We start from the raw sequence: 25,245 nt of genomic DNA on the forward strand, positions 1-25,245 counted from the left end.
GTCTACGCTGCGAGCATGGCCAGCAAGCGGAAGATCATCGGGGCCGGCATCGCCGTGCTCGCCGTGCTCACGCTCGCGGGCTGCCTGGGGGAGCAGGGGTCCGCTCGCGGCGGCTCGGTCGACGCGGCCGGCACATGGGGGGATCCGTCGGAGGACGGGTCGCCGTACCTCGAGCTCGAGGACGACGGCAGCTTCAGCGGCAGCGACGGGTGCAACAACCTGACGGGTTCGTGGTCGGTCGACGAGGCCGAGCAGGTGCTGTTCGAGAACGTCGCGTCGACCTTGAAGGCGTGCGAGGACGTCGACGACTGGCTCGCCCACCTCAGCGCCGCGACGGTCGCGGGCGACACCATGACGGTGCTCGGCCAGGACGGCGCCGAGATCGGGCAGCTCGAGCGCAGCTCGGACACGCCCTCCACCTGATCCGGCGGGTGCTCGTCGCGCCTCGAGCGCGCCTCCGAGACGCCCGCGACGAACTAGGCGTGGCCGAGGCCCGTGCCGCTCTCGTCGAGCTCGGGGTCGTAGCCGATCATCACGTTGCCCGCGGGCTCGACGTCGTGCATCCACGGCGTGTAGCTCACGCCGACGAGCAGGCCCTCGGGGCTCATCAGGCGCGACGTCGTCTGCCCCCACGGCTCCTCGTGGGCGCCGACGAGGATCTCGTGCCCGCCCGCGCGGAGCTCCTCCACCGCCTCGCCCACCGCAGCCGGCGAGGCGACGTCGAACTCGATCCACGCCTGCGGCACCGGGCGGTCGGCGGGCCACTCGGTCGTGCCGAAGGTCGCCTCGGCGGCCTGGCTCAACGGCCAGATGGCGAACGCGTTGACGCCCCCGAGCTCCTCGGTGTGGAAGTAGCCGCCGTCTTCGCTGAACGGGATCCCGAACGCGCCACGCCAGAAGTCGGCCGACGACGAGTCGGCGCTGCCGATGGGACCGAAGCCGGCCACGAATGCGATGTCCATGCGGCCAGCCAACGCCCAGCCGCCGACATCCGCAACACCCGCGCCCGCGTGATCGCTCAATCGGATGCCGCGGCCGCCGCGAACCGCCCCGCCTGCTCCTCGAGGAACGCCAGCACCTCCGGCGGCCCCTCGACGCGGTAGGCCGCGCCGCGCGGCAGCCACATGAGCGCCATCACGAGGTTCTCGACGGCGTCGGCCTCGAGCGGCCAGACGCAGCGGTCGGGTCCGTCGGCCACGACGTCGCGGCCGTACCAGCCGAGGCGATCGACGAGCTCGGCCCGCGACAGCTCCACCACGACCCTGGCGCGCACGGTGCGGTCGCGGTAGCGGATGGCGGACTCGACCCGGGCGCGGGCCGCGTCGTCGGTCATCGGCCGCGGCTCGAAGCGCACGCGCGTCTGGAACACGTCGCTGATGCGATCGAGCCGGAACGTGCGCCAGTCCTCGCGCTGGCGGTCCCAGGCGAGCAGGTACCAGCGCCGGGCGACCGGCACAAGGCGGTACGGCTCGACGACGCGCGAGGTCGACTCGCCCGCGGCATCCGTGTAGCTGAAGCGCAGCCGCTCGGAGTCGCGGCAGCCGAGCGCGAGGAGGCCGAGCAGCTCGGTCTCGATCTCGGGCGTCGGGCGGGTGCCGGCGCCGGCGCGGCCCGGTCCGCGGCCGACCGCGTCCGTCGCGTGCGACTGCAGCGCATCGATGCGGCGGCGCAGGGCGGGCGGCAGCACCTGCTCGATCTTCGCGAGCGCGCTCAGGGTGGTGTGCTCGGCGCCGCGGAGTCCGGCGGTCGCCTGCGACCGGAGGCCGACGGCGATGGCGACGCCCTCGTCGTCGGTGAGCAGCAGCGGCGGGAGCCCGGTGCCGGCCTCGAGCCGGTACCCGCCGGCGCTGCCGCGCATCGACTCGATGCCGTACCCGAGCTCGCGCAGGCGCTCGACGTCACGACGAAGCGTCCGCTCCGAGACGCCGAGGCGATCGACGAGCTCGCGAGCCGACCAGTGCCGGTGGCTCTGCAGCAGCGAGAGGAGTTCGAGGGTCCTCGAGGTGGTGGCGGCCATGCTCCGAGTATCTCGCGAATCAGGTCAGGAAGTGACCGGATGCCTCGGAAGACTGGCGTCATGACCGAACGAACCAACCAGATGATCACCGCCCGAGGCCTCACGAAGACGTTCCGCTCCAAGGGGCAGGTCGTCGAGGCCGTCCGAGCCGTCGACCTCGACGTGGCCGACGGCGAGCTCGTCGCCTTCCTCGGCCCGAACGGCGCCGGCAAGTCGACGACCCTCCGCATGCTGACCACGCTGCTCCCGCCGACGGCGGGCGAGGCGAAGGTGGCCGGCTGCGACATCCGCCACGACCCCGCCGGGGTGCGACGCCGCATCGGGTACGTCGGCCAGGGCAGCTCGGGCGGCCACACCCAGCGGGTGCGCGACGAGCTGCACGCGCAGGGCGCGTTCTATGGCCTCGCTCGTCGCGAGACGCGCGCCAGGGCCGCCGAGCTCATCGAGTCGCTCGAGCTCGGGCAGGTCGCGAACCGGCAGGTGCAGTCGCTCTCGGGCGGCCAGAAGCGCCGGCTCGACATCGCGCTCGGCCTGATCCACCGGCCCGAGCTGCTGTTCCTCGACGAGCCGTCGACGGGCCTCGACCCGCACAGCCGCGCCAACCTCTGGGAGCACATCGTCGACCTGCGGCGCAGCACCGGCACCACGATCTTCCTCACCACCCACTACCTCGACGAGGCCGACCAGCTCGCCGAGCGGGTCATGGTGATGGACCACGGCGCGGTCATCGCCGACGACACGGCATGGTCGCTCAAGGAGTCGCTCGCCGGCGCCCGCGTGACCCTCGCCTTCGACTCGGCGACGGATGCCGCGGCCGCCGCGGCCCGCATCGGCGGGTCGGTCGACGGCGCCGTCGTCACCCTCACCGCGCCGGGCGGCGACCGCGCCCTCCCCCGCTGGATCCGCGAGCTCGGCGACGCCGGACTCGACGTCGTGGCGGCGACCCACCGCCAGCCCACGCTCGACGACGTCTTCCTGGCGCTCACCGGCCGCAGCCTCCGCGAGGAGGCCGCCGCGCCCGAGCCCGCCGCCGCGTGACCATTCCCGGTGGTCGAGTAGGCAGCGAAGCAGCCGTATCGAGACCCCACCACCGCATGACTGAGCACAACCGGGTCTCGATACGCGTCCGGCTCCGCCGGGCGCTACTCGACCACCGGACCCACCGAATCAAAGGAGACCCTCATGAACACCATCAGCCCCGCCGCCGAGCCCGCCGCGATCGAGCGGCCCGCGGCATCCGCCCGCCCCACCGGCTTCGTGCGCGACACCGCGACCGTCTTCGCGCGCGAGTCACGCCCGCTCGTGCGCGACCCGTTCAGCGTGATCTTCTCGCTCGTGCAGCCGCTCGTCTTCCTCGGCCTGTTCGGGCCGCTGCTCGTCGGCGCGGCGGGCGGCGACGTCGCCGGAACGCTGCAGTGGTTCGTCCCGGGCATCCTCGTGATGGTCGCGCTGTTCGGCACCGCGTCGACGGGCGCGAACCTCCTCTTCGAGATGCAGACGGGATCGCACGAGCGCACGCTCGTCGCCCCGCTCTCGCGCAGCGCGCTGCTGGTCGGCCGCGCACTCAAGGAGGTCGTGCCGCTCGTCATCCAGGGCACGATCGTGGTGCTCGTGGCCGTGCCGTTCGGGTTCCGGCTCGACGTGCCGGGGCTCATCGTCGGCCTCGTGCTGCTCGCCGTGTTCGGCATCGGATTCGGCGCCCTGAGTTACACCCTCGCGCTGGCCTGCCGCAACCGCGACTGGATGTTCTGGATGGTGCACCAGACGCTGCTGTTCCCGCTCATGATCCTGTCGGGCATGCTGCTGCCCCTCGAGGACGGCCCCGACTGGATGAAGGTCGCCGCCGCGGTCAACCCGCTGAGCTACCTGGTCGCGGCCGAGCGGGCCCTGCTCGCCGGCGACCTCGGCAGCCCGGCGGTCATCGGCGGCGCCATCGCCGCGGTCGCGACCTGCGCGATCGGCGTGTTCGTCGGCGTGCGCGCCATGCGCCGCGCGAACTGAGGCACGGCAACGGCGGATGCCGCGACCCACCGCACGAGGCGGGGGCCGCGGCATCCGTCGTCACCTGCGCTACGGCGTCGGGTAGCTCACCACCGGCGACGTGCCGAAGCCGCCGACGACCGGCGCGCCGGTGTCGTTGATGGTGTGCTCGATGCCGCCCGAGCCGCTGAGGAACACCGAGATGAGCGACTCGAACCGGATGCCCGGGCCGACCGGGGTCTGGATACCGCTCTCGGCGCGGATGTCCTGGCCCTGGTTGAAGTACGAGTACACGCCCATGCCCGTCGCGTGGTGCTCGGCGACGTCGTCGGCCACGCGGTAGGACGCGTAGCCGAGGCGGTCGCCGTCCATCCACTCGGCCTGGCTCGGCACCTCGTAGGGGATCTCGGACTGGTAGAACACGGTGCGGCCGCGCTCGCCCTTCCAGATCACCTGGTTCCGCTGGTAGTGCTCGACGAACAGGCCCGTCGCGGTGACGTCGTCGCCGTTCACGATGACGCCGTGCGCGCCCGTCGAACCCGTCCACGTGCCGCTGCCGTCGAGGCCGTGGTCGCCGCGCCAGGCCCAGATGTGGTCGAGCAGCACGTCGTCGCTGTTCACCTCGATGGAGGTCACGGCGTCGCCGGCCCACGGTCCGCCGACGCGGATGAAGAGGTCGGAGAGCGTGGTCGGGTCGGACGGGTCGGACACCGCAGCATCCGTCGGCCCGACCTGCACCAGGACGTCGGACTCGACGAGCCCGGCGTCGACCGTGATGCCCGCGATCTTCACGCCCGACACGTCGTCGACGACCAGCGCCGCGTTGCCCTTCGTGGGCGTGAGCGAGGCGTAGCCCATGCCGAGCACGACCGTGCCGGCGCGCTTGACGTTGATGGGCTTGTCGAGGCGGTAGACGCCCGGCGTGAGCAGCACGTGCTGCTTCTTCGAGATCGCCCGGTTGATCGACGTCGCCGTGTCGCGGTCGGCGTGGGCGATGTAGAAGTCTCCGATCGGGATGGAGGTTCCGACCGAGGCATCCGTCGACCAGTCGACGCCCGCGCTGTCGGTGCGGGCGTTCGGCACGAACACCTTGTAGGCGTCGCCGTCGAGGTAGAGGAACGGCGCCGGGCGGCTGACCGGCGTGGTGTCGAGCGTGGTCTTGTTGCCCACCGTGCCGTCCGCCTTCGGGCCGAAGTCCGTCGCCGGAGCGCCCTCGACGCCCGAGAACACCATGTTCCAGACGCCGCCGTTCCACGAGCCGACGCTCGAGTCGCGCGTGTACCACTGCTGCTGCGAGCCCGAGACGACCTCGCCGTCGATCACCGAGTCGGCGAGGTAGCCGCCCGACGAGTAGCCGCCGAAGCGGGGCATGAGCGTGAGGTTCCCCTGCACGTGCACGCGGCGCATCGGCGCCGCCTGCGACACGGCCCACCGCAGCTGGCCGGGGTCGGCCACGCCCTCGGGGAGCATGATGCCGCCCGGGTTCTCGGGCGTCGGGAAGCAGACGCCGTAGACGCCGGTGTCGCCCTCGACGGGCCGCTGGATCGGGTTGATCGACACGTTCGACAGCGAGCGCCAGAAGTTCGTGAGCGCGGTGTCGGCCTCGCCGCCGCCGTCCCACGGGCAGGAGGTCGCGGGCGGGCGTCCCTCGGCGTGGATCGCGCCGTTGATCACCACGTCGTCGGGCGACGCGCCCAGGCCCGAGACCTGCGTGTAGTAGCCGACCTGCCCGTTCACGATGTCGGGCGCGGTGGCCGGGTCGGCCGCACCCTCGGCGCTGCCGTAGACGCCGGGCTTGAACAGCACGGCGTGGCGGTTCTGGCTGAACTCGGGCTCGTTGTCGATCGCCGCGAAGATCGCGTTGATCTCCTCGGTCGGCATCGACGGGTCGAGCACCACGACGTTGGGCCCGAAGTCGGGCTCGTCGGCGGCGACGGCGGGTGTCGCGGTGATGGCGGCTCCTCCGAGGGCGAGTGCAGCGATGGCGGCGCCGGCGCCGAGGCGTCGGCGGCCGGGGTGTGCGGGTCGGGCGGGCCGAGCCGCGCTGCGGCCCTCTGGTCGGGCGGGCGGATGCTGCGCCCTGGTGCGGTGGGTCACGGGTTCTCCTTCGAACGTGGCCGGCCGGGGCGCATCACGCCTCCGGCCGGTGACCGGATCAGTGCGGATGGTGCACGCCCCACGCCGTCATCGGCGTGGTCGCGAGCGCCAGCTTAGCGAACGCTTACTTACATGTCAGTAACTTTCTTGCGATCGGTCGGATGCCGCGGGCGGGCGCCCGTCCGGATGGCACCCGCCCATCACGTACGCTCGTGTGATGCCCCACGACGTCGTGATCATCGGCGGCGGCCACAACGGCCTCACCGCCGCCGCCTACCTCGCCCGCGCCGGACGCTCCGTGCTCCTCCTCGAGCGCGACGACCACCTCGGCGGTGCGGCGGTCTCGGCGCAGGCGTTCGACGGCGTCGAGGCGCGACTCTCGCGCTACTCCTACCTCGTGAGCCTGCTCCCGCAGCGCATCATCGACGACCTCGGGCTCGACATCCGGCTCGCCCGTCGCCGCTACTCGTCGTACACGCCCGACCCCGCCGACCCCGCGCGCGGCCTCCTCGTCGACCGCGAGGCCGACGCCGAGGCATCCGCCGCCGCCTTCGCGCGAGTCGACGCCGAGGACGACGCGGCCGCGTGGCACGCCTTCTCCGGCGAGACGACGCGCCTCGCCGAGCGGCTCTTCCCGACCCTGACCGAGCCGCTGCTCACCCGTTCGGAGGCGCGGGAGCTCGTGGGCGACGACCGCACGTGGACCGACGTCGTCGAGCGTCCGCTCGGCGAGGTCATCGACGAGCGCTTCGCGAGCGACCTCGTGCGCGGCGTCGTCGCGAGCGACGGCCTCATCGGCACGTTCACCGACCTCGACGACCCGGCGCTCGATGCGAACCGCTGCTTCCTCTACCACGTGATCGGCGGCGGCACCGGCGACTGGGACGTGCCGATCGGCGGCATGGGCGCCGTGAGCGGCGAGCTCGAGCGGGCCGCGCGGGAGGCGGGCGCCGAGCTGCTCGTCGACGCGGAGGTCGTCGCCGTCGAGCCCGACGGCCGTGTGCGCTACACCCGTGACGGCGAGGCCCACGTCGTTGAGGCCGGCACCGTGCTCGCGAACGTCGCGCCGGTCGTGCTCGACCGCCTGCTCGCGGCCGGGGCCACGGATGCCGCGGCGCGCGCCACCCTGCCGTCGGTCGCGCCGCGCGACGAGCGCCCGTTCTCGCACGACGGACCCGTCGCCGTGCCGCCCGTCGTGCGCGAGCGCCTGCGCCGGCTCGCCGAGCCCGAGGGCGCCCAGGTCAAGGTGAACCTCATGCTCACGCGCCTCCCCCGACTGCGCGACACGGAGGTCGCGCCCGAGGCGGCGTTCGCGGGAACCTTCCACATCAACGAACTGCAGACCCAGCTCGACACCGCGTTCGCGACGGCTGCCCGCGGCGGCATCCCCTCGCCCCTCCCCTGCGAGATCTACTGCCACACCCTCAGCGACCCGACGATCCTCGACCCCGAGCTCGCCGCCTCGGGCGCCCACACGCTCACGGTCTTCGGCCTGCACGTGCCGCACCGCCTCGTCGAGCGCTTCGGCAACGACGAGCTGCGCGCCCGCCTGCAGGAGGCGGTGCTCGCCTCGCTCGACTCGGTGCTCGCCGAGCCCATCGCCGACGTGCTCGCAACCGATGCCGCGGGCCGCCCCTGCATCGAGGTGAAGACCACGCTCGACCTCGAGCATGCCCTGCGCATGCCCGGCGGCAACATCTTCCACGGACCGCTCTCCTGGCCGTGGGCCGAGGACGATGCGCCGCTCGCGACCCCCGCCGAACGCTGGGGCGTCGCCACTGCGCATCCCCGGATCCTGCTGTGCGGCTCGGGCGCCGTGCGCGGCGGCGCCGTGAGCGGCATCGGCGGGCACAACGCGGCGATGGCGGTGCTGGAGGCGACGGACGACTGAACCGCCGCGGCATCCGTCAGCTGCGCGTCCTCGGCGGCCTCCGCGTCTTGGGCGCCTTGGGCGGCATCGCCGCGACCTCCTCGAACGCCCGCGACACCTGTTCGGCGATGCGGTCGGGCTCGTCGTCCCAGGCGACGGGCACGGCGACGTAGCCGCCCATCGGCCGCTCGTCGGGTCCGAACGGCCCGGCGCCGTCGACCGCCGCGAGCTCGGCGCGCGCGGACTCGTCGAGCACGCGCACGCCGATGCGGTCGCCGAAGAGCCCGGCGAACATGTTGCCGTTCACGAATGCACCGAGGTTGCCGAACATCGGCTTGACGACGACCCGTGGATCGTCGGGCACCACCGACGTGAACCGCGCCTTCGCGGCATCCGAGGCCTTGGGCACCTGCATGGCACCACCTCCCGAATCAGGACCGGCCGAGGCCGGTCAGGACGGGATCAGAAGACGAACAGCTGCCCGAGCACCAGCACGGCGATCACGAACAGCGCGACGACCGCGCCGAAGATCGCGAGCGCACGACCCGAGAGCCGCGCGACCGCGTAGCCGACGAGGAACGGGAGCACGAAGAGGAAGATCGTCACGATCCACCAGAACGCCTGGTAGCCGCCCTGCGTCGCCTCGGAGAGCCGCCCGCCGAAGAGCTGCTGCGTGCGCGGGTTCGTCGCGAACGCGAACGACGCCGACAACGGCACCGCGATGAGCGCGAACGTGAAGAGGCCCGCGAGCGCCCCCCAGAGGCCGGACTTGCCCTCGGTGACGTTCATCGTCTCCTCGTGGACCTGCCCGCCTGACGGATGATTCGGCTTGCGCTTCGCGCCCCCACTCGATCCCATGGCGCCAACTCTAGTGGTTTGGCGTTGGCCGGGTTTAGCCTGATTTCACGACGAGCGGGGGTACAAGATGACCGCGAAAGCGACTGGCCACTACACGTTGAAGCCCGACGGGCTCTACCTGCAGTACGACCGCCTGTTCCATTCCCCGATCGAGGAGGTCTGGTTCAGCCTGACCAATCCGACGGCCATGCAGGGGTGGATCGGCACGTACACCGGACGCCCCGAGACCGGCGCCGTGCGCTTCCGCATGACCTTCGAGGGCGAGGGCTCCGAGTGGATGAACGTGGGCATCCTCGAGTGCGACCCACCCCATCGCTTCCTCGCCCACTCGGGTGAGGGCGCGACGGCCATGCGCGTGTTCGCGCACCTGCGCGAGGCCGGCGGAATGACGACGCTCACGTTCGGCCAGCGACTCTCGAACCCGGCGGATGCCGCGACGATGGGCCCCGGCTGGGACTACTACCTCGACCGGCTCGCCGCCGTGCGACTCAGCCGACCGCTCCCCGAGTGGGAGTCCTACTACCCCGCCCTCGCCGACCACTACAAGGAGCTGCACGTCCCCGAGGGCGCCCGCAACTGACGACTCTCCGGCCGGCCCACGTCGTCGCGGGCCAGTGGAGCGCGGCCCGCCACGGCGCGGGCCGCTCCGGCGCGCTTCCCGGGTGCGAGGCATCCTCAGCCCTAGGCTGGCGCCCGTGAAGAGCATCGAGCGGCGCGCGCGCGACCACGCCACGAGCGCTGCCGGCGGGCCCGACGGCGGACGCGGGCGGGGTAGGAACTTCATGTCGGAACGGCCCCTCGTCTGGTCGTTCATCGCGACCCTCGGCGTACTCTTGGGCCTCGCGCTCGCGTGGACCCTGCTCAGCCTCTCGGGGGTGCTCTTCTCGGTGTTCGCCGCGATGTTCATCACGCTCGGCCTCGACCCGCTCGTGCGATGGTTCCAGCGGCGCGGCATGAAGCGCGGCGTCGCGATCCTGAGCGTGATCATCCTGTTCATCCTCGTGATCGCGGGCATGCTCTGGATCGTGCTCCCGCTCGTGATCACCCAGGCGGTCAGCCTCATCGAGGCGCTGCCGCAGATGTACGCCAACCTGCAGGAGCAGCAGTGGTTCATCGACGCGTCCTCGGGCTCGGGCGGCGTCCTCACGACGGTCTACAACTGGGTGGTCGGCGTCATCAGCGATCCCAACACCTGGGCCACGATCGGCGGCGGCGCGCTCAACGTGGGTCTCGCGATCGTCGGCGGGATCTCGTCCGCGTTCTTCATCTTCATCCTGACGATCTACTTCATCGCGACCCTCGACTCCTCGAAGGCCGCGATCTACACGCTCGTCTCGGCCTCGCACCGGGCGCGGGTCGTCGACTACGCCGAGCGGATCATGCAGAACGTCGGCCGCTACCTGAGCGGCATGGTCATCCTCGCGTTCTTCAACGCGACCTTCAGCTTCATCATCCTGCTCATCGCGCAGGTGCCGTTCGCGCTGGTCATCGCCGTCGCGGCGTTCTTCATCACGCTGATCCCGCTCATCGGAACCGTGCTCACCACCATCGTGATGACGGTGCTCGCCCTGTTCGTGTCGCCGCTGTCGGGCATCATCGTGCTGGGCTCGATGCTCGTCTACATGCAGGTCGAGGCGTACATCCTCACGCCGCGCGTCATGTCCAAGGCCGTGCAGGTGCCCGGGTCGATCGTGCTCATCGCGGCGCTCGCGGGTGGCACGCTCGCGGGCCTGCCGGGCGCGCTCGTCGCGATCCCGGTGGCGGCCGGCATCCTCCTCATCATCAAGGAGGTCGTGGTCCCGGCGAAGGCGCGATCGTAGCGAGCGGATGCCTCGCGGTCAGTGCCAGACCGACGGCGCCTCGGCGCGCGTGGCCGGCAGCGCGACATCCTCGCCCCACCGCTCGATCCACTCGGGGATCCGATCCCCCTCGAGCGCGCCGAACTCGGCGATGAGCTCGGACACGGGCACGGTGCCGCCCGACTTCCGCAGGAAGCGCGCCCGGATGAACCCCTGCGCGTACACCTCGGGGGCGCCGTCAGGGCCCGGGCGCACGAAGCGCTGCTCGACGTAGACCGCCTTGTCGTCGTAGCCGACGAGCTTCGACTCGATCGTGAACCGCTGCCAGAGGCTCAGCGACTTGCGGAACGTGATGGTCTCGCTCGCGACGACCGGGTACCAGCCCTTGTCGCGGAACGCCCGCCACACCCCGTTGCGCACGAGCATGTCGAACCGCGCGACATCCATGATCGAGAAGTACACGCCGTTGTTCATGTGCCGGTTGATGTCGAGGTCGGTCGGCAGCGTGATGAAGTTCGTGCGCGCGACGTCGTAGTGGCCGAGGTCGGGCTTGCGTCGCGCGAGGAAGAGCACGTGCAGCAGCGTGCGGAACAACATGTGCATAACGCACGACTGTAAGCCCGAACCATGATGGATTCCCCATCGTTGGGGGGTCGCCACAGGTCGGCAGCGGATGCCGCCCGCCCGTCTTGTGCGGTTGCGTGAAGCGCCGCGTGAAGCCCCCGGGCGTCAGCGCCGCGGCGTCAGACGTCGCGCTCGACGCGGTAGCGCAGGTGCATCGCGAGGGCGCCCTGCTCGGCACCGAGCGGCTCGAGCTCGATGCGACGTCCGGTCGCGTCGGGGAACAGGCGGGTGCCCCCGCCGAGCAGGATGGGCACGAGGTGCAGTCGCACCTCGTCGACGAGGCCTGCGGTGAGCGACTGGCGCGCGACATCCGCCCCGCCCATGATGCAGACGGATGCCGCGTGCGCGGCCGCCTTCGCACGGTCGACCGCCTCGCCCACGCCGCCGGTGACGAACTCGAAGCGCGAGCCGCCGCGCTCGATCGGCTCCCGTTCGCGGCTCGTCACCACGAAGACCGGGCGGCCCTCGAACGCCTCGTCGTCGCCCCACGGGACCTCGCCGACGTCGAACGTGCGCCGGCCGATGACGAACGCGCCCGTGGTGTCGAACATGCGAGCGGCCACGCTGAGGTCGATCTCGTCGGGCGACGGGTCGGCGGCGCCCTCGGGGCCGAGGCCCGCGTCGCCCGGCCCGTCGCCGCCGCGCAGCCAGTCGTGCACGCGCTCTCCCCCGATGCCGAGCGGATGCTCGATGCTCACGCCCGGTGCGGCCGTGAAGCCGTCGAGCGTCATCGTCATCTCGAGGAAGACGTGCGACATCCGCTCAGCCCTTGACGGGGACGTGCCGTTCGTCGGGCCCGTTGTACACCGACAGCGGGCGGATCAGCGCGTTCGACGCGAGCTGCTCCATGATGTGCGCGGTCCACCCGGTGACGCGGCTCGCCACGAAGAGCGGCGTGAACGTCGCCGTGTCCCACCCCATGAGGTGGTAGGTCGGGCCGGCCGGGTAGTCGAGGTTGGGCTTGATGTTCTTGCGCTCGGCCATGGCGTCCTCGAGCGCCACGTAGAGCTCCAGCAGGTCGGGCCGGTCGTAGTACTCGACCATGCGCTCGAGCGAGTCGCGCATCGTCGGCACGCGGGAGTCGCCGTGCTTGTAGACGCGGTGGCCGAAGCCCATGATCTTGCGCTTCTCGGCGAGCGCGGCGTCGAGCCAGGCGACCGCGCGCTCGGCGCCGCCATCGCCCGGGCCGATCTCCTCGAAGGCGTGCATGACGGCCTCGTTGGCGCCGCCGTGCAGCGGGCCCTTGAGCGCGCCGATCGCACCCGTGACGGCCGAGTACAGGTCGGACAGGGTCGACGCGATGACGCGCGCCGTGAACGTGGACGCGTTGAACGAGTGCTCGGCGTACAGGATCATCGACACGTCGAAGGCCGTAACCACGGGCAGCTCGGGCACCTCGCCGAACGCCTGCCAGAGGAAGTTCGCGGAGTAGCCGAGGTCGTCGCGCGGCTCGACGAACTCGAGGTCGTGGCGCCGGCGTTGGTCGTAGGTCACGATGGAGGGCAGCTTCGCGAACAGGCGGATCGCCTTGTCGAGGTTCGCCTCGGGCGAGTCGTCGGGCGTCATCGGGTCGCTCGCGCCGAAGACGCTCACGGCGGTGCGCAGCACGTCCATCGGATGCGCCGTCACCGGGATCTCGTCGACGATGCGCTTGGTGACGTGGTCGAGGCCGCGGAGCGAGCGCTCGCGCTCCTCGAACGCGGCGAGCTGGTCGTCGTCGGGCAGCTCCCCGTACCAGAGCAGGTAGGCGGCCTCCTCGAAGGTGGCGGACGCCGCGAGCTCCTGCACCGGGTAGCCGCGGTAGAGCAGCGAGTTGGTCTCGGGGTTGACCTTCGAGATCGCGGTGTAGTCGACGGGGACTCCCGCCAGGCCCTTGTAGATGACCGGCTGCTGCGGTTGCGCGGCCTGCGTCTGGACGTCGCTCATCGTGCTCCTCATGGGATCTGCGGTTCGCCCCAGCGCGTCCGCCACCCCAGCCTACGGCGCGTCACGGGAAGACGGGCACCGTGGAGCCGGGGCGCGCCGCCTCCCACCACGACGTGAGGGCGAGCACGTGCCGGTCGGCGAACCGCGGCCCGGCGATCTGCAGGGCGATCGCCCGCCCGTCGGGGGCGAACCCGGCGTTGATGCTCGACGCCGGCTGGCCTGACATGTTGTACGGGACGGTGAATGCGATGTGCGCCATCCCGCGGTCATCGTGGCCCCACGGCATCGGCCAGTCGGCGGGGAACGCGAGCATCGGCGCGACGGGCGAGAGCACCGCATCGAACGGCGCCGTCGCCAGCACCGTGCGGCGACGCAGCTCGCCGATCGCCTCGTAGGCCTCGAGGGTCCGCGTGCCGCTCACGTCGGCGCCCTTCGCGACCCACTCGGCGATGTACGGGAGCACGAGCGCCCGGCGTGCCGAGCCGAGCTCGGAGTACGTCCGCCAGAACCGCACGCGCCAGAACGTGTCGATGTCGTCGAGCACGCCGTCGTCGATGAAGCCGGGGAGCTCGACGACCTCGGCGCCCGCGTCGGCGAAGCGGTCGGCGGCCGCCACGACGGCCGAGCGGATCGCCGGGTCGACGGGCATCCCCGCGCCGGCGTCGAGGTGCACGGCGATGCGCAGGCCGGCGGGGTCGATCGCGAGGTCGTCCCAGGCGATGTCGGCGGGCGGGAGCGAGGTGTAGTCGCGCACGTCGGGCCGCGAGACGACCGCCATCCCGGCGGCGAGGTCGGCGACCGTGCGGGCGATCGGTCCCGCCGCGCGGCCGAGGTACGGCGTATCGATGGGGATGCGCCCGGCGCTCGGCTTCAGCGCGGCGAGCCCGAGCCAAGCCGCCGGGAACCGCACCGACCCGCCGATGTCGGTGCCGAGGTTCACGACGCCGAACCCGGCCGCCGCGGCCGCGCCGGCGCCGCTCGACGAACCGCCGACGGTGAGGTCGAGGTCGAGCGGGCTCCGCGTGACGCCGTGCAGGCTCGAGACGCCCGACGACAGCATCCCCCAGTCGGGCATGGTCGTGGATCCGACGATCACTGCGCCGCCCTCGAGCAGGCGCGCAACGATCGGCGAGTCCGCCTCGGGCACGACCGGAGTCGAGCCGGCCGTGCCGCCGCGCGCCGCGACGCCCGCCCGGTGCATGTTCTCCTTCACCGTGACCGGCACGCCGTCGAGCGGACCGAGCGCCTCGCCCCGGCGCCACCGGGCGGCGCTGGCACGAGCGGCCGCGCGCACGGATGCCGCGTCGAACTCGGCGAACGCGTTCACCTCGTGCTCGCGCGCGGCGACGCGGGCGAGCACCTCGTCGGCGACCTCGACCGGACTCGTCGAGCCCGACGCGTACGCCGCCGCAAGCGCACCAGCCGGGTGCGGGAGCGGTGCGGCGCCGGCCATGTCGGGCTCAGCGAGCGACGTCGAAGTTGAAGATCGAGGTGTCGAACCGGTTGTAGCCCTCGTAGTCGATGAGCTCGTAGAGGTCGGCTCGGTGCTGCATCTCGTCGAGCTTCGCGTCGAGCGATCCCGTCGCATGGAGCTCGTCGAGCGCACGCACGGCGGCGCCCATCGAGAGCCGAAGCAGCGACACCGGCCAGATCACGATGTTCATGCCGATGTCGGCGAGCTGCTGCACCGTGAAGAGGTCGCTCTTGCCGAACTCGGTCATGTTGGCGAGCAGCGGCACGTCGACGGCCGCGCGGATCGCGGCGAACTCGTCGAGCGAGGCCATCGCCTCGGGGAAGATCGCGTCGGCCCCCGCGTCGGCGAGGCGCTTCGCCCGGTCGACCGCGGCCTGAAGCCCGTCGACGGCGCGCACGTCGGTGCGCGCCATGATGAGGAAATTCGGGTCGCGGCGTGCATCGACGGCGGCCCGCACGCGCTGCAGCGCGGTGTGCTCGTCGACGACCTGCTTGCCGTCGAGGTGCCCGCACCTCTTCGGGTTGACCTGGTCCTCGATGTGCAGGCCGACGAGTCCGGCGTCCTCCATCTCCTGCACGGTGCGGGCCACGTTCATGGGCTCGCCGAAGCCCGTGTCGGCGTCGACGATCGCGGGCAGCTCGGTCATGCGCGTGATCTGCTTCGCGCGGCCGGCGACCTCGGTGAGCGTCGTGAGGCCGATATCGGGCAGGCCGAGGTCGGCCGAGAGCACGGCACCGGAGATGTAGACGCCCTCGAAGCCCTTCTGCTCGATGAGCCGGGCCGACAGCGGGTTGAACGCACCGGGGAAGCGCATGATCCGACCCGTGTCGAGCCGCTCTCGGAAGAGGCGGCGCTTCTCGGCAGGGGACTTCTGGGCATAGAGCATGGTTTGGGCCTCCTCCGCTCCACCCTAATCGCGTGCGAGCGACACCCGGCCGCCGCCGGTAGGGTTCGCACATGAGGCCTCCGGTGACCGTGCGCCGCGCGCGCCCCGAGGACGCGTCGGAGATGGCGCGGGTGATCGTGCGGTCGTGGCGCGAGACCTATCGCGGCGTCGTGCCCGACGACGTGCTCGACGACCCCGGCTTCGAGTCCGCTCGCGAACGGTTCTGGACCGCGGCGCTCACCGACGAGCGCTACCGGCGGAACCGCATCGCGGTGGCCGAGCGCGGCGGCGAGGTGATCGGCGTCGCCATGTCGGGCCCCGTCGACGACCCCGCGCTCGAGTGGGATCACCACCTCTACGTGCTCTACGTCGTGGCGGCGGAGCACGGATCAGGCGCGGGACTCGCGCTGCTCGAGGCCGTCGTGCGCCCCGACGAGGACGTCGCGCTCTGGGTGGCCGACCCGAACCCGCGCGCGCAGGCGTTCTACCGCAAGCACGGGTTCGTCGCCGACGGTGCCGTGCAGGTCGACGACGGCGTCCGCGACATCCGGATGCTGCGGCTCAGCGCGGACCGTAGGCGCGCATGATCGCCCAGTCGAACGCCCGGTCGGTGAGGAGCCAGCGCAGGGCGAGGAGCGCCTTCGCGCCGAACGGCACCGCGTAGCGGATGCGCGGTCGGGCCTCGGTCGCGGCCTTCGCGATCGCCAGCGCGACCACGCGCGGCGAGGCGCCGACGCTCGGACGGTCGGCGAGCTCGTACACCTCGGCGAGCCGCTTCGCCTGTCGCGCGTAGGCCGTGCCGCCCGACCTGGCGACAGCGCTGTCGGCCGCGATCCCGCCCCACTCGGTGCGGATCGTGCCCGGCTCGATGACCACGACGTGGATGCCGAACGGCCGCAGCTCGAGCCGGAGCGAGTCGCTCAGCCCCTCGACCGCGAACTTCGTGGCGTGGTACCAGGCGCCGAGCGGCTCGTAGAACTTGCCGCCGATCGACGAGACGTTGATGACCCGGCCGCTGCCCTGCGCCCGCATGGTCGGGAGCACGAGCTGGGTGAGCCGCGCGAGCCCGAACACGTTCACCTCGAACTGCCGGCGCGCCTCCTCGAGCGGCACGTCCTCCAGCGCCCCGTACGACCCGTACCCGGCGTTGTTCACGAGCACGTCGATGCGCCCCTGCTCGTGGAGGATCCGCTCGACGCCCGAGGTCATCGACGCGTCGTCCGTCACGTCCATCTCGAACACGTGCACGCCGTGCGCGGTCAGGCGGGCCATGCGGTCGACGCGCCGGGCTGCGCCGTAGACGGTGAAGCCGCGCCGGGCGAGCTCGAGCGCCGTCGCCTCGCCGATGCCCGAGGATGCCCCGGTGATCAGTGCGACGCGGCCCTCGGTCATCGCTAGAACAGGCCGGTCGGGATGTCGACGCCGACGAGGGCGCCGGGGGCCGCGGTGAAGGTGAGGCCGCCGAGCTCGTCGGGACCCAGCTCGGGCAGGCGCTGCGCGAGATCGAGGAAGCGCTCGATCTCGGCCTCCTCGAGCACCCACTCCGCGAGCGTGCGGAACTTGTGCACGTACTGCTCGCGCGCGAACGGGCGGGCGCCGAGCGGATGCGCATCGGCCACGGCGATCTCGTCGACGATCTCGCCGCCGTCGGAGAGCTTGATGACGACCTTGCCGCCGAACGCCTTCTCCTCGATGTCGTTCGAGTGGTAGCGGCGGGTCCACTCGGGGTCCTCGACGGTCGACACCTTCTTCCACAGGTCGACGGTGTCGGCCCGGTGCGCCCGCTCGGGCGAGTAGGAGTCCTGGTGGTGCCAGGTGCCGTCCTGCAGGGCGACCGCGAAGATGTACGGGATCGAGTGGTCGAGCGTCTCGCGCGAGGCGTCGGGATCGTACTTCTGCGGGTCGTTCGCGCCCGAGCCGATCACGTAGTGGGTGTGGTGCGACGTGTGCAGCGTGATCGACTCGATGCGGTCGGGGTCGTCGAGGATCAGCGGGTACTCCTCGTGGAGCTTGCGCGCGAGGTCGATCCACGCCTGGGCCTGGTACTCGGCCGAGTGCTCCTTCGTGTAGGAGTCGAGGATCGCGCGCTTGGCCTCGCCTGCGTCGGGCAGCGGCACCTCGTAGGTCGCCTCGGGCCCGTCGAGGAGCCAGGCGATCACGCCGTCCTCGCCCTCGTAGATCGGCACGGGGCTGGTCTCGCCGCGCATCGCGCGGTCGACCGCCTCGACGGCCATCTTGCCCGCGAAGGCCGGGGCGTGCGCCTTCCACGTGGAGATCTCGCCCTTGCGCGACTGGCGCGTCGCGGTCGTGGTGTGCAAGGCCTGGCCGATGGCCTGGAAGATCGTCTCCTGGTCGAGGCCGAGGAGCGTGCCGATGCCGGCGGCGGCCGACGGCCCGAGGTGCGCCACGTGGTCGATCTTGTGCTTGTGCAGCGAGATCGCCTTCACGAGGTCGATCTGCACCTCGTAGCCGGTGGCGATGCCGCGCACGACGTCGCGGCCGGTAAGGCCGCGTCCGGCGGCGAGGTGCTGCGCGACGGCCACGATGGGCGGGATGTTGTCGCCCGGGTGCGAGTAGTCCGCGGCGAGGAACGTGTCGTGGAAGTCGAGCTCGCGCACGGCGACGCCGTTCGCCCAGGCGGCCCACTCGGGCGACGTGCGACGTGCGGCATCCGCGCCGAAGACCGTGGCGCCGTCGCCGCCGATCGAGACCGGGTGCGCGAGCGCCTGGCTGCGGGCGGAGACGACCGGCTTGCGGGCGAGCGAGGCGGCCGCGACCGCCGCGTTGTCGATCACCCGGTTGACGACCATGTCGACGACCTCGTCGTCGAGCTCGACGGGATCGGTGGCGACCCCGGCGAGCTGCCAGGCGAGCTGGCCCTCTCGTGCAAGGTGCTCGTCACTCCGGTGGGTGCGCAGGTGGTGGCTCTTCACGCCCCCAACCGTATCGAATGGCGGGTGCCGATGCCCCTGAGGCACGGGGGCTTGCGCATCGCGCCTCGGGTCGTCGAGGGGCGCTACTCGACCGCCGGCGTGCGATCGGGCCAGACGCCCTCGTGCACCTGCGCCGTGATGACGTCGGACGCGAGGTGCGGGTCGACGCCCTCGAGCGTCGACGGGTTCCACTTGGGCGAGCGGTCCTTGTCGATCACCTGGGCGCGGATGCCCTCGCGCAGGTCGTGCTGCTCGATGAACCACGACACGAGCCGGAACTCCTGCTCGAGCGCGTCCTCGAGGCTCGGCAGCGTGCGGGCGCGTCGCACCGACTCGAGCGTGACCGTGAGCGCCGTCGGCGACAGGGTCTCGAGCTCGTCGGCGGCCGCGCCGGCGTAGGCGGATGCCGCGGGGTCGAGCGGATGCGCCGGGAACGAGCTCGACGCGGCATCCGTGCGACCCTCGGCGAACGCCCGCAGCCGCGTGATGATCTCGCGCACGGTGGGCGCGGAGTAGCACGCGTCGACCCAGTCGCGCGCGAGCGCGAGTGCCGATGGGCCGGGGGTCTCGTCGAAGAGCATCACGATCTCGGCGGGGGTGCCGGGGTCGGCCCGCTCGGCGAGCGCCTGCAGCAGGTGCGGCAGCCGCTCCGACGGCACGAACGCGTCGGCGAAGCCGGCGTGCAGCGCGTCGGCGGCGTCCATGGTGCGGGAGTTGAGCGCGAGGTGCACGCCGAGCTCGCCGGGCGCCCTCGCCAGCAGCCACGAGCCGCCCACGTCGGGTGTGAAGCCGATGCGCGTCTCGGGCATCGCCACGCGCGAGCGCTCGGTGACGACGCGGATCGCGGCGTGGCCCGCGAGGCCGATGCCGCCGCCCATCGTGATGCCGTCCATGATGGCGACCACGGGCTTCGGGTAGCGCGCGATGAGGGCGTCGAGCCGGTACTCCGCGCGGAAGAAGTCGCGTGCCTCGCCCGCGTTGCCGTCCACGGCGTAGCCGTAGAGCTCGCGGATGTCGCCGCCGGCCGAGAAGCCCCGCTCCCCCGCGCCGTCGAGCACCACGAGCCCGACCTCCGAGTCGTCGATCCACGACTCGAACACGTCGGTGAGCTCGCGGATCATCTCGTAGCTCAGGGCGTTGAGCGCCTGGGGGCGGTCGAGGGTGACGTGGCCGACCCCGTCGTCCACCGTCACCGAGATCTGGTCGCTCACGGTGCCACCGTAGCCGCATCGTCGCCCGTCGCGTAGCCTCCCCTTCAGGAGGGGTCATGATCGAATCCGCGTTCCCGATCCTCGAGGTCTCCGACGTCCGGGCGGCGCTCGCGTTCTACCGCGACGCGTTCGGCGGCGTCGTCACGTACGAGTTCCCCGGCGAGGACGGCGCGCCCGTCTACGTGTCGTTGGCGGTCGGCTCGTCGTCGCTCGGCATCGGACTCGCCGAGGAGCCGCCCGCGCCCGGCAACATGCTGCTCTGGTTCTACGTCGATGACGTCGACCGGATGACGCGCGAGCTCGAGGCGGCCGGGGCATCCGTCGTCGAGGAGCCGCTCGACCAGCCTTGGGGCGAGCGCACGTCGCTCGTGACCGACCCGTTCGGCACGCGCATCCGGCTGGGCGCGGCGATCGCGCCGCCGCCTGAAGAGGAGTAGCCCGGCGCCGCCGGCGCGTCAGCCGTCGGCGTCCGACACCAGTCGCACGACGCCGACGTCGGTGCGCAGGCGGAAGCCGAGCCGCTCGTACAGGGTGATGGCGGCGGCGTTCGACGCGTACGCGTGCAGGAACGGGACCTCGCCGCGGGCGAGGACCCGCTCGGCGACCGCCGTCGAGAGCATCGCCGCGTAGCCGTGTCCGCGATGGTCGGGATGCGTGCAGACGCCACTCACCTCGGCGAACCCCTCGGGCTTCATGCGCTCGCCCGCCATGGCGACGAGCCGGCCGTCGACCTTCACGCCGAGGAAGCCGCCGAGCTCGTGCGTGCGCGGGCCGAACGGGCCGGGCTTCGTGAGCGACGCGAGCGCGAGCATCTCGGGCGCGTCGTCCGGGCCGAGCGGCACGAGGTCGACGGATGCCGCGACGGGCGCCAGTCGGTCGAGCACGAGCTGCACGCCCGGGGCGTCGATCGTCGTGCGCGTGCCGGGCGGCCGCGGGATCTCGCCGCGCTGCAGCAGCACGACCGGCCCGTGCACGTCGATCAACGCCGACAGCGCGTCGAGGTGCGCCGCGTCGTCCTCGCCGATCGCAGCGAACGGGCCGACCTCGGGGTCGAAGCGGCGCGCGAGGGCGTCGCCGACCGCGAAGCCGTGCTGCCGCGTCGTCAGCGCGCTCCAGATCGGCCGGTCGAGCGGATGCCGCGTCATCGCGCCGCCTCCCCCGCGAGCCGCGCCGCGCGGCGGTCGATCGGCTCCGCGTCGAGCCGGGCTTCGAGCTCGGCGAGCTGCGCGAGCAGCAGGCCCTCGAGACCGCCGCATGCCTCGGCGACCGCCGCCTCGACGTGCGGCCACACCGCGGCGCGGGCTCGGGACACCACGTCGTCGCCGGCCTCGGTGAGCCGCACCGACCGGCGCCGGCGGTCGGACGCCTCGCTCGCCACGGTCACGAGGCCGTCGTGCGCGAGCCGCGTGACGCTGCGGGTCACCGCGGGCTGGCTCACGCCGACGGCGTCGGCGAGCTCGCCCACCGTCAGGCCGCCGGGGCGGTCGAGCGCAGCGAGCAGCGGGAACGCGCTCGCGGGCACGGCCAGCCCGTCGGCGGCGATGAACCGGGTCGTCTCGCCCTGCAGGCGCTCGCCGATGCGCTTGAGCCGTGTGCCGAGCGCGAGGTGCCCCAGCTGCTCCACGACGTCGTCGACCATGCCGCATCCCCTTCTCACGAGAATTACATAACGTGTTATATAACACGTTATACCTTATGCGTCGTCGCGCGAGCGCCGGGAGGGCTACGGATATGGGACCGTGGAGGAGTCCGCTCTCGGAACGCAGGGAGGCGCCATGGACGTCGCGATCCCGCTCACGATGCTCGCGAGCCTCGTCCTCGTCGGTCTGGCCGCCGGGATCCTCCTGGGCACGCAGCTCGGCCAGGTCCGGGTGCAGCGGCGCCTCGACGCCCGGGACTTCACGCTCGTGAAGCACGAGTTCGAACTCGCGCTCGGGCGAGTCATGCCCGTCCTCGTCATCGCTGCAGGCCCGTGACCCGGAACCGTCCCGGCACGCGCCCATCTCCCGGCGAGGCGCTGTGGATGTGCAGGTGCGGGCGTACCATGCTCGGGTGATCCCCCTCGAGAACCTGGGTGCGTTCGTCCTCGCGTCGATCGTGCTCATCGTCATCCCCGGCCCGAGCGTGCTGTTCGTGATCGGGCGATCGCTCGCGCTCGGGCGCCTCGGCGGGCTGCTCAGCGTGCTCGGCAACGCCCTCGGCATGCTGCCCCTCGTGGCGGCGGTCGCCCTGGGCGTGGGCGCCATCGTGGCGCAGTCGGTCGTGCTCTTCACGGTCATCAAGTTCGCGGGCGCGCTCTACCTCGTCTACCTCGGCATCCAGGCCATCAGGCATCGAGCGGATGCCGCGGCCGCCGTGAACGGCGAGGTCCCGTCACGCTCGCACTGGCGCCAGCTCGGCGAGGGATTCGTCGTGGGCCTCACCAACCCGAAGACCATCGCCTTCTTCGTCGCGGTGCTGCCGCAGTTCGTCGACTTCCACGCCGGCTCGATCCCGCTGCAGTTGTTCGAGCTCGGCGTCGTGTTCGTCGTGCTCGCCCTGCTGTGCGACTCGATCTGGGCGATCGCCGCGAGCGCCGCGCGCGACTGGTTCGCACGATCGCCGAAGCGCGCCGCCCACCTCGCCGCGACCGGCGGCGTCATGATGATCGGGCTCGGCGGCGTGCTCGCCCTCAGCGGGAACAAGCACTGAGCGGGAACACGCACTGACCCGACCGGCACTGAAGACTGAACCACGGGAGGGAGTGGCCATGACCGACACCGATCAGCAGGCCCCCGCACTCGGCGAGAAGGCCGGGCAACTCGGCGAGAAGGCCGGGCAACTCGGCGAGAAGGCCGGGAGGAAGGCGAAGCGGACCTGGAAGGACCTCACGCCGCAGGAGCGGACCGGCTCGCTCCTCACGGGACTGATCCAGCTCACGCTCGCGGTGATCGCGTGGACCGACCTCGCGCGACGGCCGGCGAAGTACGTGCGCGGGCCGAAGCCCCTGTGGGCGCTCGCCATCACGATCAACTTCGTGGGGCCGATCTCCTACTTCGTCTTCGGACGGATGCCCGACCGCGCCGCGCAGCGGCGCAAGCGTCGCGCGAAGCGCTGAGCCCGCCGGTGGTCGAGTAGCGCCCGGCGAAGGTCCGGTGGTCGAGTAGCGACCGGCGAAGCCGGACGCGTATCGAGACCCGTGCTGCGTCTCGATACGCGTCGCCTGCGGCGGCGCTACTCGACGACCGGGGTCAGGAGCTCCAGAGCGCGGGCACGAGCACCCAGATGACCTCGGCCCCGCGGTCGTCGGCGACGCGCCAGCTGTGCGGCTCGTGCCCGTTGAACGTGAGGCTGTCGCCGGGGCCGAGCTCCCAGTCCTGGTCGGAGAACCGCACCTCGATGCGGCCCGTGAGCACGTGCAGCACGTCGACTTCGGCGGCGACCGCGTAGAGCTCCTCGCCCCCGTGCCCGCCGGCCTCGATGACCGACCGGATGACCTGCACGCGCGACTCCGAGCGCGGCGAGAGCAGGCGCTCCTCCGTGGCGACGCCGCCGAGGTTGATGCGAGGACCCGTGCCGGCCGGCACGAACTGCACGTCGGGCGCCTCGAAGAGCGATCCGACCGAGATCGAGAGCACGTCGCACAGCGTGATGAGCGACGAGACGCTCGGCGAGGTCATGTCGCGCTCGACCCGCGAGAGGAACCCCTTGGTGAGCCCGGTGATGCGGGCGACCTCGTCGATCGTCAGCTGTTGCGCCTTACGAGCCGCGCGCAGGCGCGATCCGATCGCCACCCGGCGGGTGTTCGGTTCCAGCGGCATCGGGCGCATGATGCTGCCACGCTAGCCGGTCAGTCGCGCGTGGCGGTGGGCGTGAGGATGCCGCGGGCGATCCCGTGGAAGAAGCACCGCGATCCGAGCTGGGCCGACGTGGCATCCGGATCGAGGTCGAGGCTCGGCACGTCGAGCGCGTGCACGACGAAGTGGTAGCGGTGCACGCCCGTGCCGCGCGGCGGCGCCGCGCCGATGAAGCCGCGCGTGCCGTCCTCGTTCCGGAGCACGATGACGCCGCCGGGAAGGGCCGGGCCGCCGGCGGAACCGGCGCCCGACTCGAGGCTCGTGACCGACACCGGGATGTTCGCGACGGCCCAATGCCACCAACCCGAGCCGCTCGGCGCGTCGGGATCGAGGCACGTGACGGCGAAGCTGCGCGTGCGTTCGGGGAACCCCGACCACGACAGCTGCGGCGAACGGTCGACGCCGCCGGCCGCCGTGCTCCACTGCGGGCGAGCGAGGGGCTCCCCCTCGGCCACGTCGGTGCTCGTCACCGTGAACGACTCGACCGGCCGCAGTCGCTGGAGTGCCTCGTAGGGATGGACGTCGAGCATCGCGATCCTCCTCATCGGATGGGCGGGTGCCGTCGCCGCCAGCCTACGTCGCCCGTTCCGCGACCGGGAGGCGGGTCCGGCGGGTCGGCGGAATCGCCGCGGGATCGGGCCGGACGTCGGTGCGCGCTCGTGGGCACTCGGGCGGCTCGCGGCATCCGCTCGTATGATCGCGGGATGCCCGTCGCCAAGATCCTGCTGTACTACGCGTTCACGCCGCTCGCCGACCCCGAGGCCGTGCGCCTGTGGCAGCGCGACCTGGCCGAGTCGCTCGGGCTGCGCGGGCGCGTCCTCGTCTCGAAGGACGGCCTCAACGGCACGCTCGGCGGCGAGCTCGGCGCGCTCAAGCGCTACGTGCGCCGCACGCGCGACTATCCCGCGTTCAAGCACGTCGACTTCACGTGGAGCGAGGGCACGGGCCTCGACGAGTCGGGCGCGAGCCTCGACTTCCCGAAGCTCAGCGTGAAGGTGCGCGACGAGATCGTCTCGTTCGGGGCGCCCGGCGAGCTGCGGGTCGACGCCGACGGCGTGGTCGGCGGCGGGGCGCGCCTGTCGCCCGACGAGTTGCACGAGCTCGTGGCGACGCGCGGCGACGAGGTCGTGTTCTTCGACGGGCGCAACGCGCTCGAGGCGCAGATCGGGCGGTTCCGCGACGCGATCGTGCCACCGGTCGACACGACGCGCGACTTCGTCGGCCTGCTCGACGCCGGCGCGTACGACCACCTCAAGGGGCGCCCCGTCGTCACCTACTGCACGGGCGGCATCCGCTGCGAGGTGCTCTCGAGCCTGATGGCGAACCGCGGCTTCGGCGAGGTGTACCAGCTCGAGGGCGGCATCGTGAAGTACGGCGAGCGCTTCGGCGATCGCGGACTCTGGGAGGGCTCGCTCTACGTGTTCGACGGCCGCGGCTCCGTCGACTTCAGCGACGACACCGCGGTGATCGGTCGATGCGCGGGCTGCGACGAGCCGACGAACCGCACCGCCAACTGCCCGGATGCCGCGTGCCGCCGCCAGTTCGTCGTGTGCGCGTCATGCGACGCGGTCGCCTGCGACGAGCACGCGGCGGTTCCGGCTTCGGCGGCCGCGGACGCCGCAGCCCGCTGAGCCGCCTCTCTGCGCCGGGCACCAGGTTCAGGCGATCGGGCGCGGCTCAGGACGATTCGACGCTCCCATGCCTGACGGGCGGCCGAACGCCTGAATGCCGCGG

At 72.0% G+C, this 25,245-nt stretch carries 29 protein-coding genes; 12 read left to right on the top strand and 17 right to left on the bottom strand.

All coding sequences use genetic code 11. The features are described from left to right. Nucleotides 1–15: 15 nt before the first annotated feature. Entirely contained in the window at nucleotides 16–423 is a 408-nt protein-coding gene (locus FYC51_RS06895; protein WP_148732870.1) for an META domain-containing protein, read from the top strand. A 53-nt stretch (nucleotides 424–476) separates the two neighbouring features. On the opposite strand, the gene FYC51_RS06900 is transcribed toward FYC51_RS06895, so the two are convergent. Continuing rightward, a complete protein-coding gene (locus FYC51_RS06900) occupies nucleotides 477–962 on the bottom strand; it encodes a VOC family protein (protein ID WP_222863214.1) in 486 nt (161 codons plus the stop codon). Between the two features lie 56 nt (nucleotides 963–1,018). Then, entirely contained in the window at nucleotides 1,019–2,017 is a 999-nt protein-coding gene (locus tag FYC51_RS06905; RefSeq protein ID WP_148732871.1) for a helix-turn-helix transcriptional regulator, read from the bottom strand. A gap of 60 nt (nucleotides 2,018–2,077) precedes the next feature. Here FYC51_RS06905 and FYC51_RS06910 point away from each other — a divergent pair, with 60 nt between their 5' ends. Together FYC51_RS06910 and FYC51_RS06915 are read left to right on the top strand one after the other, a co-directional pair. Further along, nucleotides 2,078–3,055: an ATP-binding cassette domain-containing protein gene (locus tag FYC51_RS06910; protein WP_238476249.1), complete on the top strand. Its 978-nt coding sequence runs from the start codon at nucleotides 2,078–2,080 to the stop codon at nucleotides 3,053–3,055. A gap of 144 nt (nucleotides 3,056–3,199) precedes the next feature. Beyond that, nucleotides 3,200–4,018, top strand: a complete 819-nt coding sequence (locus tag FYC51_RS06915; protein ID WP_148732872.1) for an ABC transporter permease — start codon at nucleotides 3,200–3,202, stop codon at nucleotides 4,016–4,018. A gap of 69 nt (nucleotides 4,019–4,087) precedes the next feature. Here the strand turns inward: FYC51_RS06915 and FYC51_RS06920 are convergent, their stop codons facing one another. Then, nucleotides 4,088–6,094 (bottom strand): adenylyl cyclase, encoded by a 2,007-nt coding sequence (locus FYC51_RS06920; RefSeq protein ID WP_187432523.1) that lies wholly within the window; start codon nucleotides 6,092–6,094, stop codon nucleotides 4,088–4,090. Between the two features lie 217 nt (nucleotides 6,095–6,311). Here FYC51_RS06920 and FYC51_RS06925 point away from each other — a divergent pair, with 217 nt between their 5' ends. Beyond that, entirely contained in the window at nucleotides 6,312–7,985 is a 1,674-nt protein-coding gene (locus tag FYC51_RS06925; RefSeq protein ID WP_148732873.1) for a phytoene desaturase family protein, read from the top strand. A 16-nt stretch (nucleotides 7,986–8,001) separates the two neighbouring features. Here FYC51_RS06925 and FYC51_RS06930 read toward each other — a convergent pair whose 3' ends face one another. Beyond that, nucleotides 8,002–8,379 carry a TfoX/Sxy family protein gene (locus tag FYC51_RS06930; RefSeq protein ID WP_148732874.1) on the bottom strand — a complete coding sequence of 126 codons (378 nt, stop codon included), beginning with the start codon at nucleotides 8,377–8,379 and terminating at the stop codon, nucleotides 8,002–8,004. Between the two features lie 47 nt (nucleotides 8,380–8,426). Beyond that, entirely contained in the window at nucleotides 8,427–8,822 is a 396-nt protein-coding gene (locus FYC51_RS06935; protein WP_148732875.1) for a hypothetical protein, read from the bottom strand. 67 nt (nucleotides 8,823–8,889) lie between these two features. Between FYC51_RS06935 and FYC51_RS06940 the strand changes: the two genes are divergently transcribed. Next, the gene (locus FYC51_RS06940) at nucleotides 8,890–9,402 is read left to right on the top strand and encodes an SRPBCC domain-containing protein (RefSeq protein WP_148732876.1); all 513 of its coding nucleotides are present in this window, start codon (nucleotides 8,890–8,892) and stop codon (nucleotides 9,400–9,402) included. A 202-nt stretch (nucleotides 9,403–9,604) separates the two neighbouring features. Beyond that, the gene (locus tag FYC51_RS06945) at nucleotides 9,605–10,642 is read left to right on the top strand and encodes an AI-2E family transporter (RefSeq protein WP_148732877.1); all 1,038 of its coding nucleotides are present in this window, start codon (nucleotides 9,605–9,607) and stop codon (nucleotides 10,640–10,642) included. Nucleotides 10,643–10,660: 18 nt separating this feature from the next. On the opposite strand, the gene FYC51_RS06950 is transcribed toward FYC51_RS06945, so the two are convergent. From FYC51_RS06950 to prpB, 5 genes are all read right to left on the bottom strand, one after another. Next, complete coding sequence (locus tag FYC51_RS06950; RefSeq protein ID WP_420797220.1) at nucleotides 10,661–11,218, bottom strand: thioesterase family protein; 558 nt, start codon at nucleotides 11,216–11,218, stop codon at nucleotides 10,661–10,663. Between the two features lie 146 nt (nucleotides 11,219–11,364). After that, nucleotides 11,365–12,003 carry a dihydrofolate reductase family protein gene (locus tag FYC51_RS06955; protein WP_148732879.1) on the bottom strand — a complete coding sequence of 213 codons (639 nt, stop codon included), beginning with the start codon at nucleotides 12,001–12,003 and terminating at the stop codon, nucleotides 11,365–11,367. 4 nt (nucleotides 12,004–12,007) lie between these two features. After that, nucleotides 12,008–13,171 carry a bifunctional 2-methylcitrate synthase/citrate synthase gene (locus FYC51_RS06960; RefSeq protein ID WP_148732880.1) on the bottom strand — a complete coding sequence of 388 codons (1,164 nt, stop codon included), beginning with the start codon at nucleotides 13,169–13,171 and terminating at the stop codon, nucleotides 12,008–12,010. 61 nt (nucleotides 13,172–13,232) lie between these two features. Continuing rightward, nucleotides 13,233–14,624 carry an amidase gene (locus tag FYC51_RS06965; protein WP_148732881.1) on the bottom strand — a complete coding sequence of 464 codons (1,392 nt, stop codon included), beginning with the start codon at nucleotides 14,622–14,624 and terminating at the stop codon, nucleotides 13,233–13,235. 7 nt (nucleotides 14,625–14,631) lie between these two features. Then, the gene (gene prpB / locus FYC51_RS06970; protein ID WP_148732882.1) at nucleotides 14,632–15,531 is read right to left on the bottom strand and encodes a methylisocitrate lyase; all 900 of its coding nucleotides are present in this window, start codon (nucleotides 15,529–15,531) and stop codon (nucleotides 14,632–14,634) included. Nucleotides 15,532–15,602: 71 nt separating this feature from the next. Here prpB and FYC51_RS06975 point away from each other — a divergent pair, with 71 nt between their 5' ends. Continuing rightward, the gene (locus FYC51_RS06975; RefSeq protein WP_222863215.1) at nucleotides 15,603–16,118 is read left to right on the top strand and encodes a GNAT family N-acetyltransferase; all 516 of its coding nucleotides are present in this window, start codon (nucleotides 15,603–15,605) and stop codon (nucleotides 16,116–16,118) included. On the opposite strand, the gene FYC51_RS06980 is transcribed toward FYC51_RS06975, so the two are convergent. The 3 genes from FYC51_RS06980 to FYC51_RS06990 all read right to left on the bottom strand — a co-directional run bounded on the left by FYC51_RS06980 (nucleotide 16,093) and on the right by FYC51_RS06990 (nucleotide 19,675). Beyond that, entirely contained in the window at nucleotides 16,093–16,923 is an 831-nt protein-coding gene (locus FYC51_RS06980; protein ID WP_148732883.1) for an oxidoreductase, read from the bottom strand. The two genes, FYC51_RS06975 and FYC51_RS06980, sit on opposite strands and share 26 nt — an antisense overlap. A gap of 2 nt (nucleotides 16,924–16,925) precedes the next feature. Beyond that, on the bottom strand, nucleotides 16,926–18,464 hold the full coding sequence (locus tag FYC51_RS06985) for an MmgE/PrpD family protein (protein ID WP_148732884.1): 1,539 nt from the start codon (nucleotides 18,462–18,464) through the stop codon (nucleotides 16,926–16,928). An 83-nt stretch (nucleotides 18,465–18,547) separates the two neighbouring features. After that, nucleotides 18,548–19,675: an enoyl-CoA hydratase/isomerase family protein gene (locus FYC51_RS06990; protein WP_148732885.1), complete on the bottom strand. Its 1,128-nt coding sequence runs from the start codon at nucleotides 19,673–19,675 to the stop codon at nucleotides 18,548–18,550. 56 nt (nucleotides 19,676–19,731) lie between these two features. Between FYC51_RS06990 and FYC51_RS06995 the strand changes: the two genes are divergently transcribed. After that, nucleotides 19,732–20,112 (top strand): VOC family protein, encoded by a 381-nt coding sequence (locus tag FYC51_RS06995; RefSeq protein WP_148732886.1) that lies wholly within the window; start codon nucleotides 19,732–19,734, stop codon nucleotides 20,110–20,112. 18 nt (nucleotides 20,113–20,130) lie between these two features. Here the strand turns inward: FYC51_RS06995 and FYC51_RS07000 are convergent, their stop codons facing one another. After that, nucleotides 20,131–20,820, bottom strand: coding sequence for a GNAT family N-acetyltransferase (locus FYC51_RS07000; protein ID WP_148732887.1), 690 nt, complete (start codon nucleotides 20,818–20,820; stop codon nucleotides 20,131–20,133). After that, entirely contained in the window at nucleotides 20,817–21,314 is a 498-nt protein-coding gene (locus FYC51_RS07005; protein ID WP_148732888.1) for a MarR family winged helix-turn-helix transcriptional regulator, read from the bottom strand. Before FYC51_RS07005 ends, FYC51_RS07000 begins: the two co-directional genes overlap by 4 nt. Before the next feature lie 136 nt (nucleotides 21,315–21,450). Here FYC51_RS07005 and FYC51_RS07010 point away from each other — a divergent pair, with 136 nt between their 5' ends. The 3 genes from FYC51_RS07010 to FYC51_RS07020 all read left to right on the top strand — a co-directional run bounded on the left by FYC51_RS07010 (nucleotide 21,451) and on the right by FYC51_RS07020 (nucleotide 22,772). After that, the gene (locus tag FYC51_RS07010) at nucleotides 21,451–21,651 is read left to right on the top strand and encodes a hypothetical protein (RefSeq protein WP_148732889.1); all 201 of its coding nucleotides are present in this window, start codon (nucleotides 21,451–21,453) and stop codon (nucleotides 21,649–21,651) included. A gap of 76 nt (nucleotides 21,652–21,727) precedes the next feature. Next, a complete protein-coding gene (locus FYC51_RS07015) occupies nucleotides 21,728–22,366 on the top strand; it encodes a LysE family translocator (protein ID WP_148732890.1) in 639 nt (212 codons plus the stop codon). A 58-nt stretch (nucleotides 22,367–22,424) separates the two neighbouring features. Then, a complete protein-coding gene (locus tag FYC51_RS07020) occupies nucleotides 22,425–22,772 on the top strand; it encodes a PLD nuclease N-terminal domain-containing protein (RefSeq protein WP_148732891.1) in 348 nt (115 codons plus the stop codon). A gap of 133 nt (nucleotides 22,773–22,905) precedes the next feature. Here the strand turns inward: FYC51_RS07020 and FYC51_RS07025 are convergent, their stop codons facing one another. Together FYC51_RS07025 and FYC51_RS07030 are read right to left on the bottom strand one after the other, a co-directional pair. Further along, entirely contained in the window at nucleotides 22,906–23,484 is a 579-nt protein-coding gene (locus FYC51_RS07025) for a helix-turn-helix domain-containing protein (protein WP_148732892.1), read from the bottom strand. Nucleotides 23,485–23,504: 20 nt separating this feature from the next. Further along, the gene (locus FYC51_RS07030; protein ID WP_148732893.1) at nucleotides 23,505–24,041 is read right to left on the bottom strand and encodes a YbhB/YbcL family Raf kinase inhibitor-like protein; all 537 of its coding nucleotides are present in this window, start codon (nucleotides 24,039–24,041) and stop codon (nucleotides 23,505–23,507) included. 174 nt (nucleotides 24,042–24,215) lie between these two features. Here FYC51_RS07030 and trhO point away from each other — a divergent pair, with 174 nt between their 5' ends. Further along, nucleotides 24,216–25,142 (top strand): oxygen-dependent tRNA uridine(34) hydroxylase TrhO, encoded by a 927-nt coding sequence (gene trhO, locus FYC51_RS07035; RefSeq protein ID WP_148732894.1) that lies wholly within the window; start codon nucleotides 24,216–24,218, stop codon nucleotides 25,140–25,142. Nucleotides 25,143–25,245 lie beyond the last annotated feature (103 nt).

Source organism: Agromyces mariniharenae, assembly GCF_008122505.1.
In the GTDB taxonomy this organism is placed as follows: domain Bacteria; phylum Actinomycetota; class Actinomycetes; order Actinomycetales; family Microbacteriaceae; genus Agromyces; species Agromyces mariniharenae.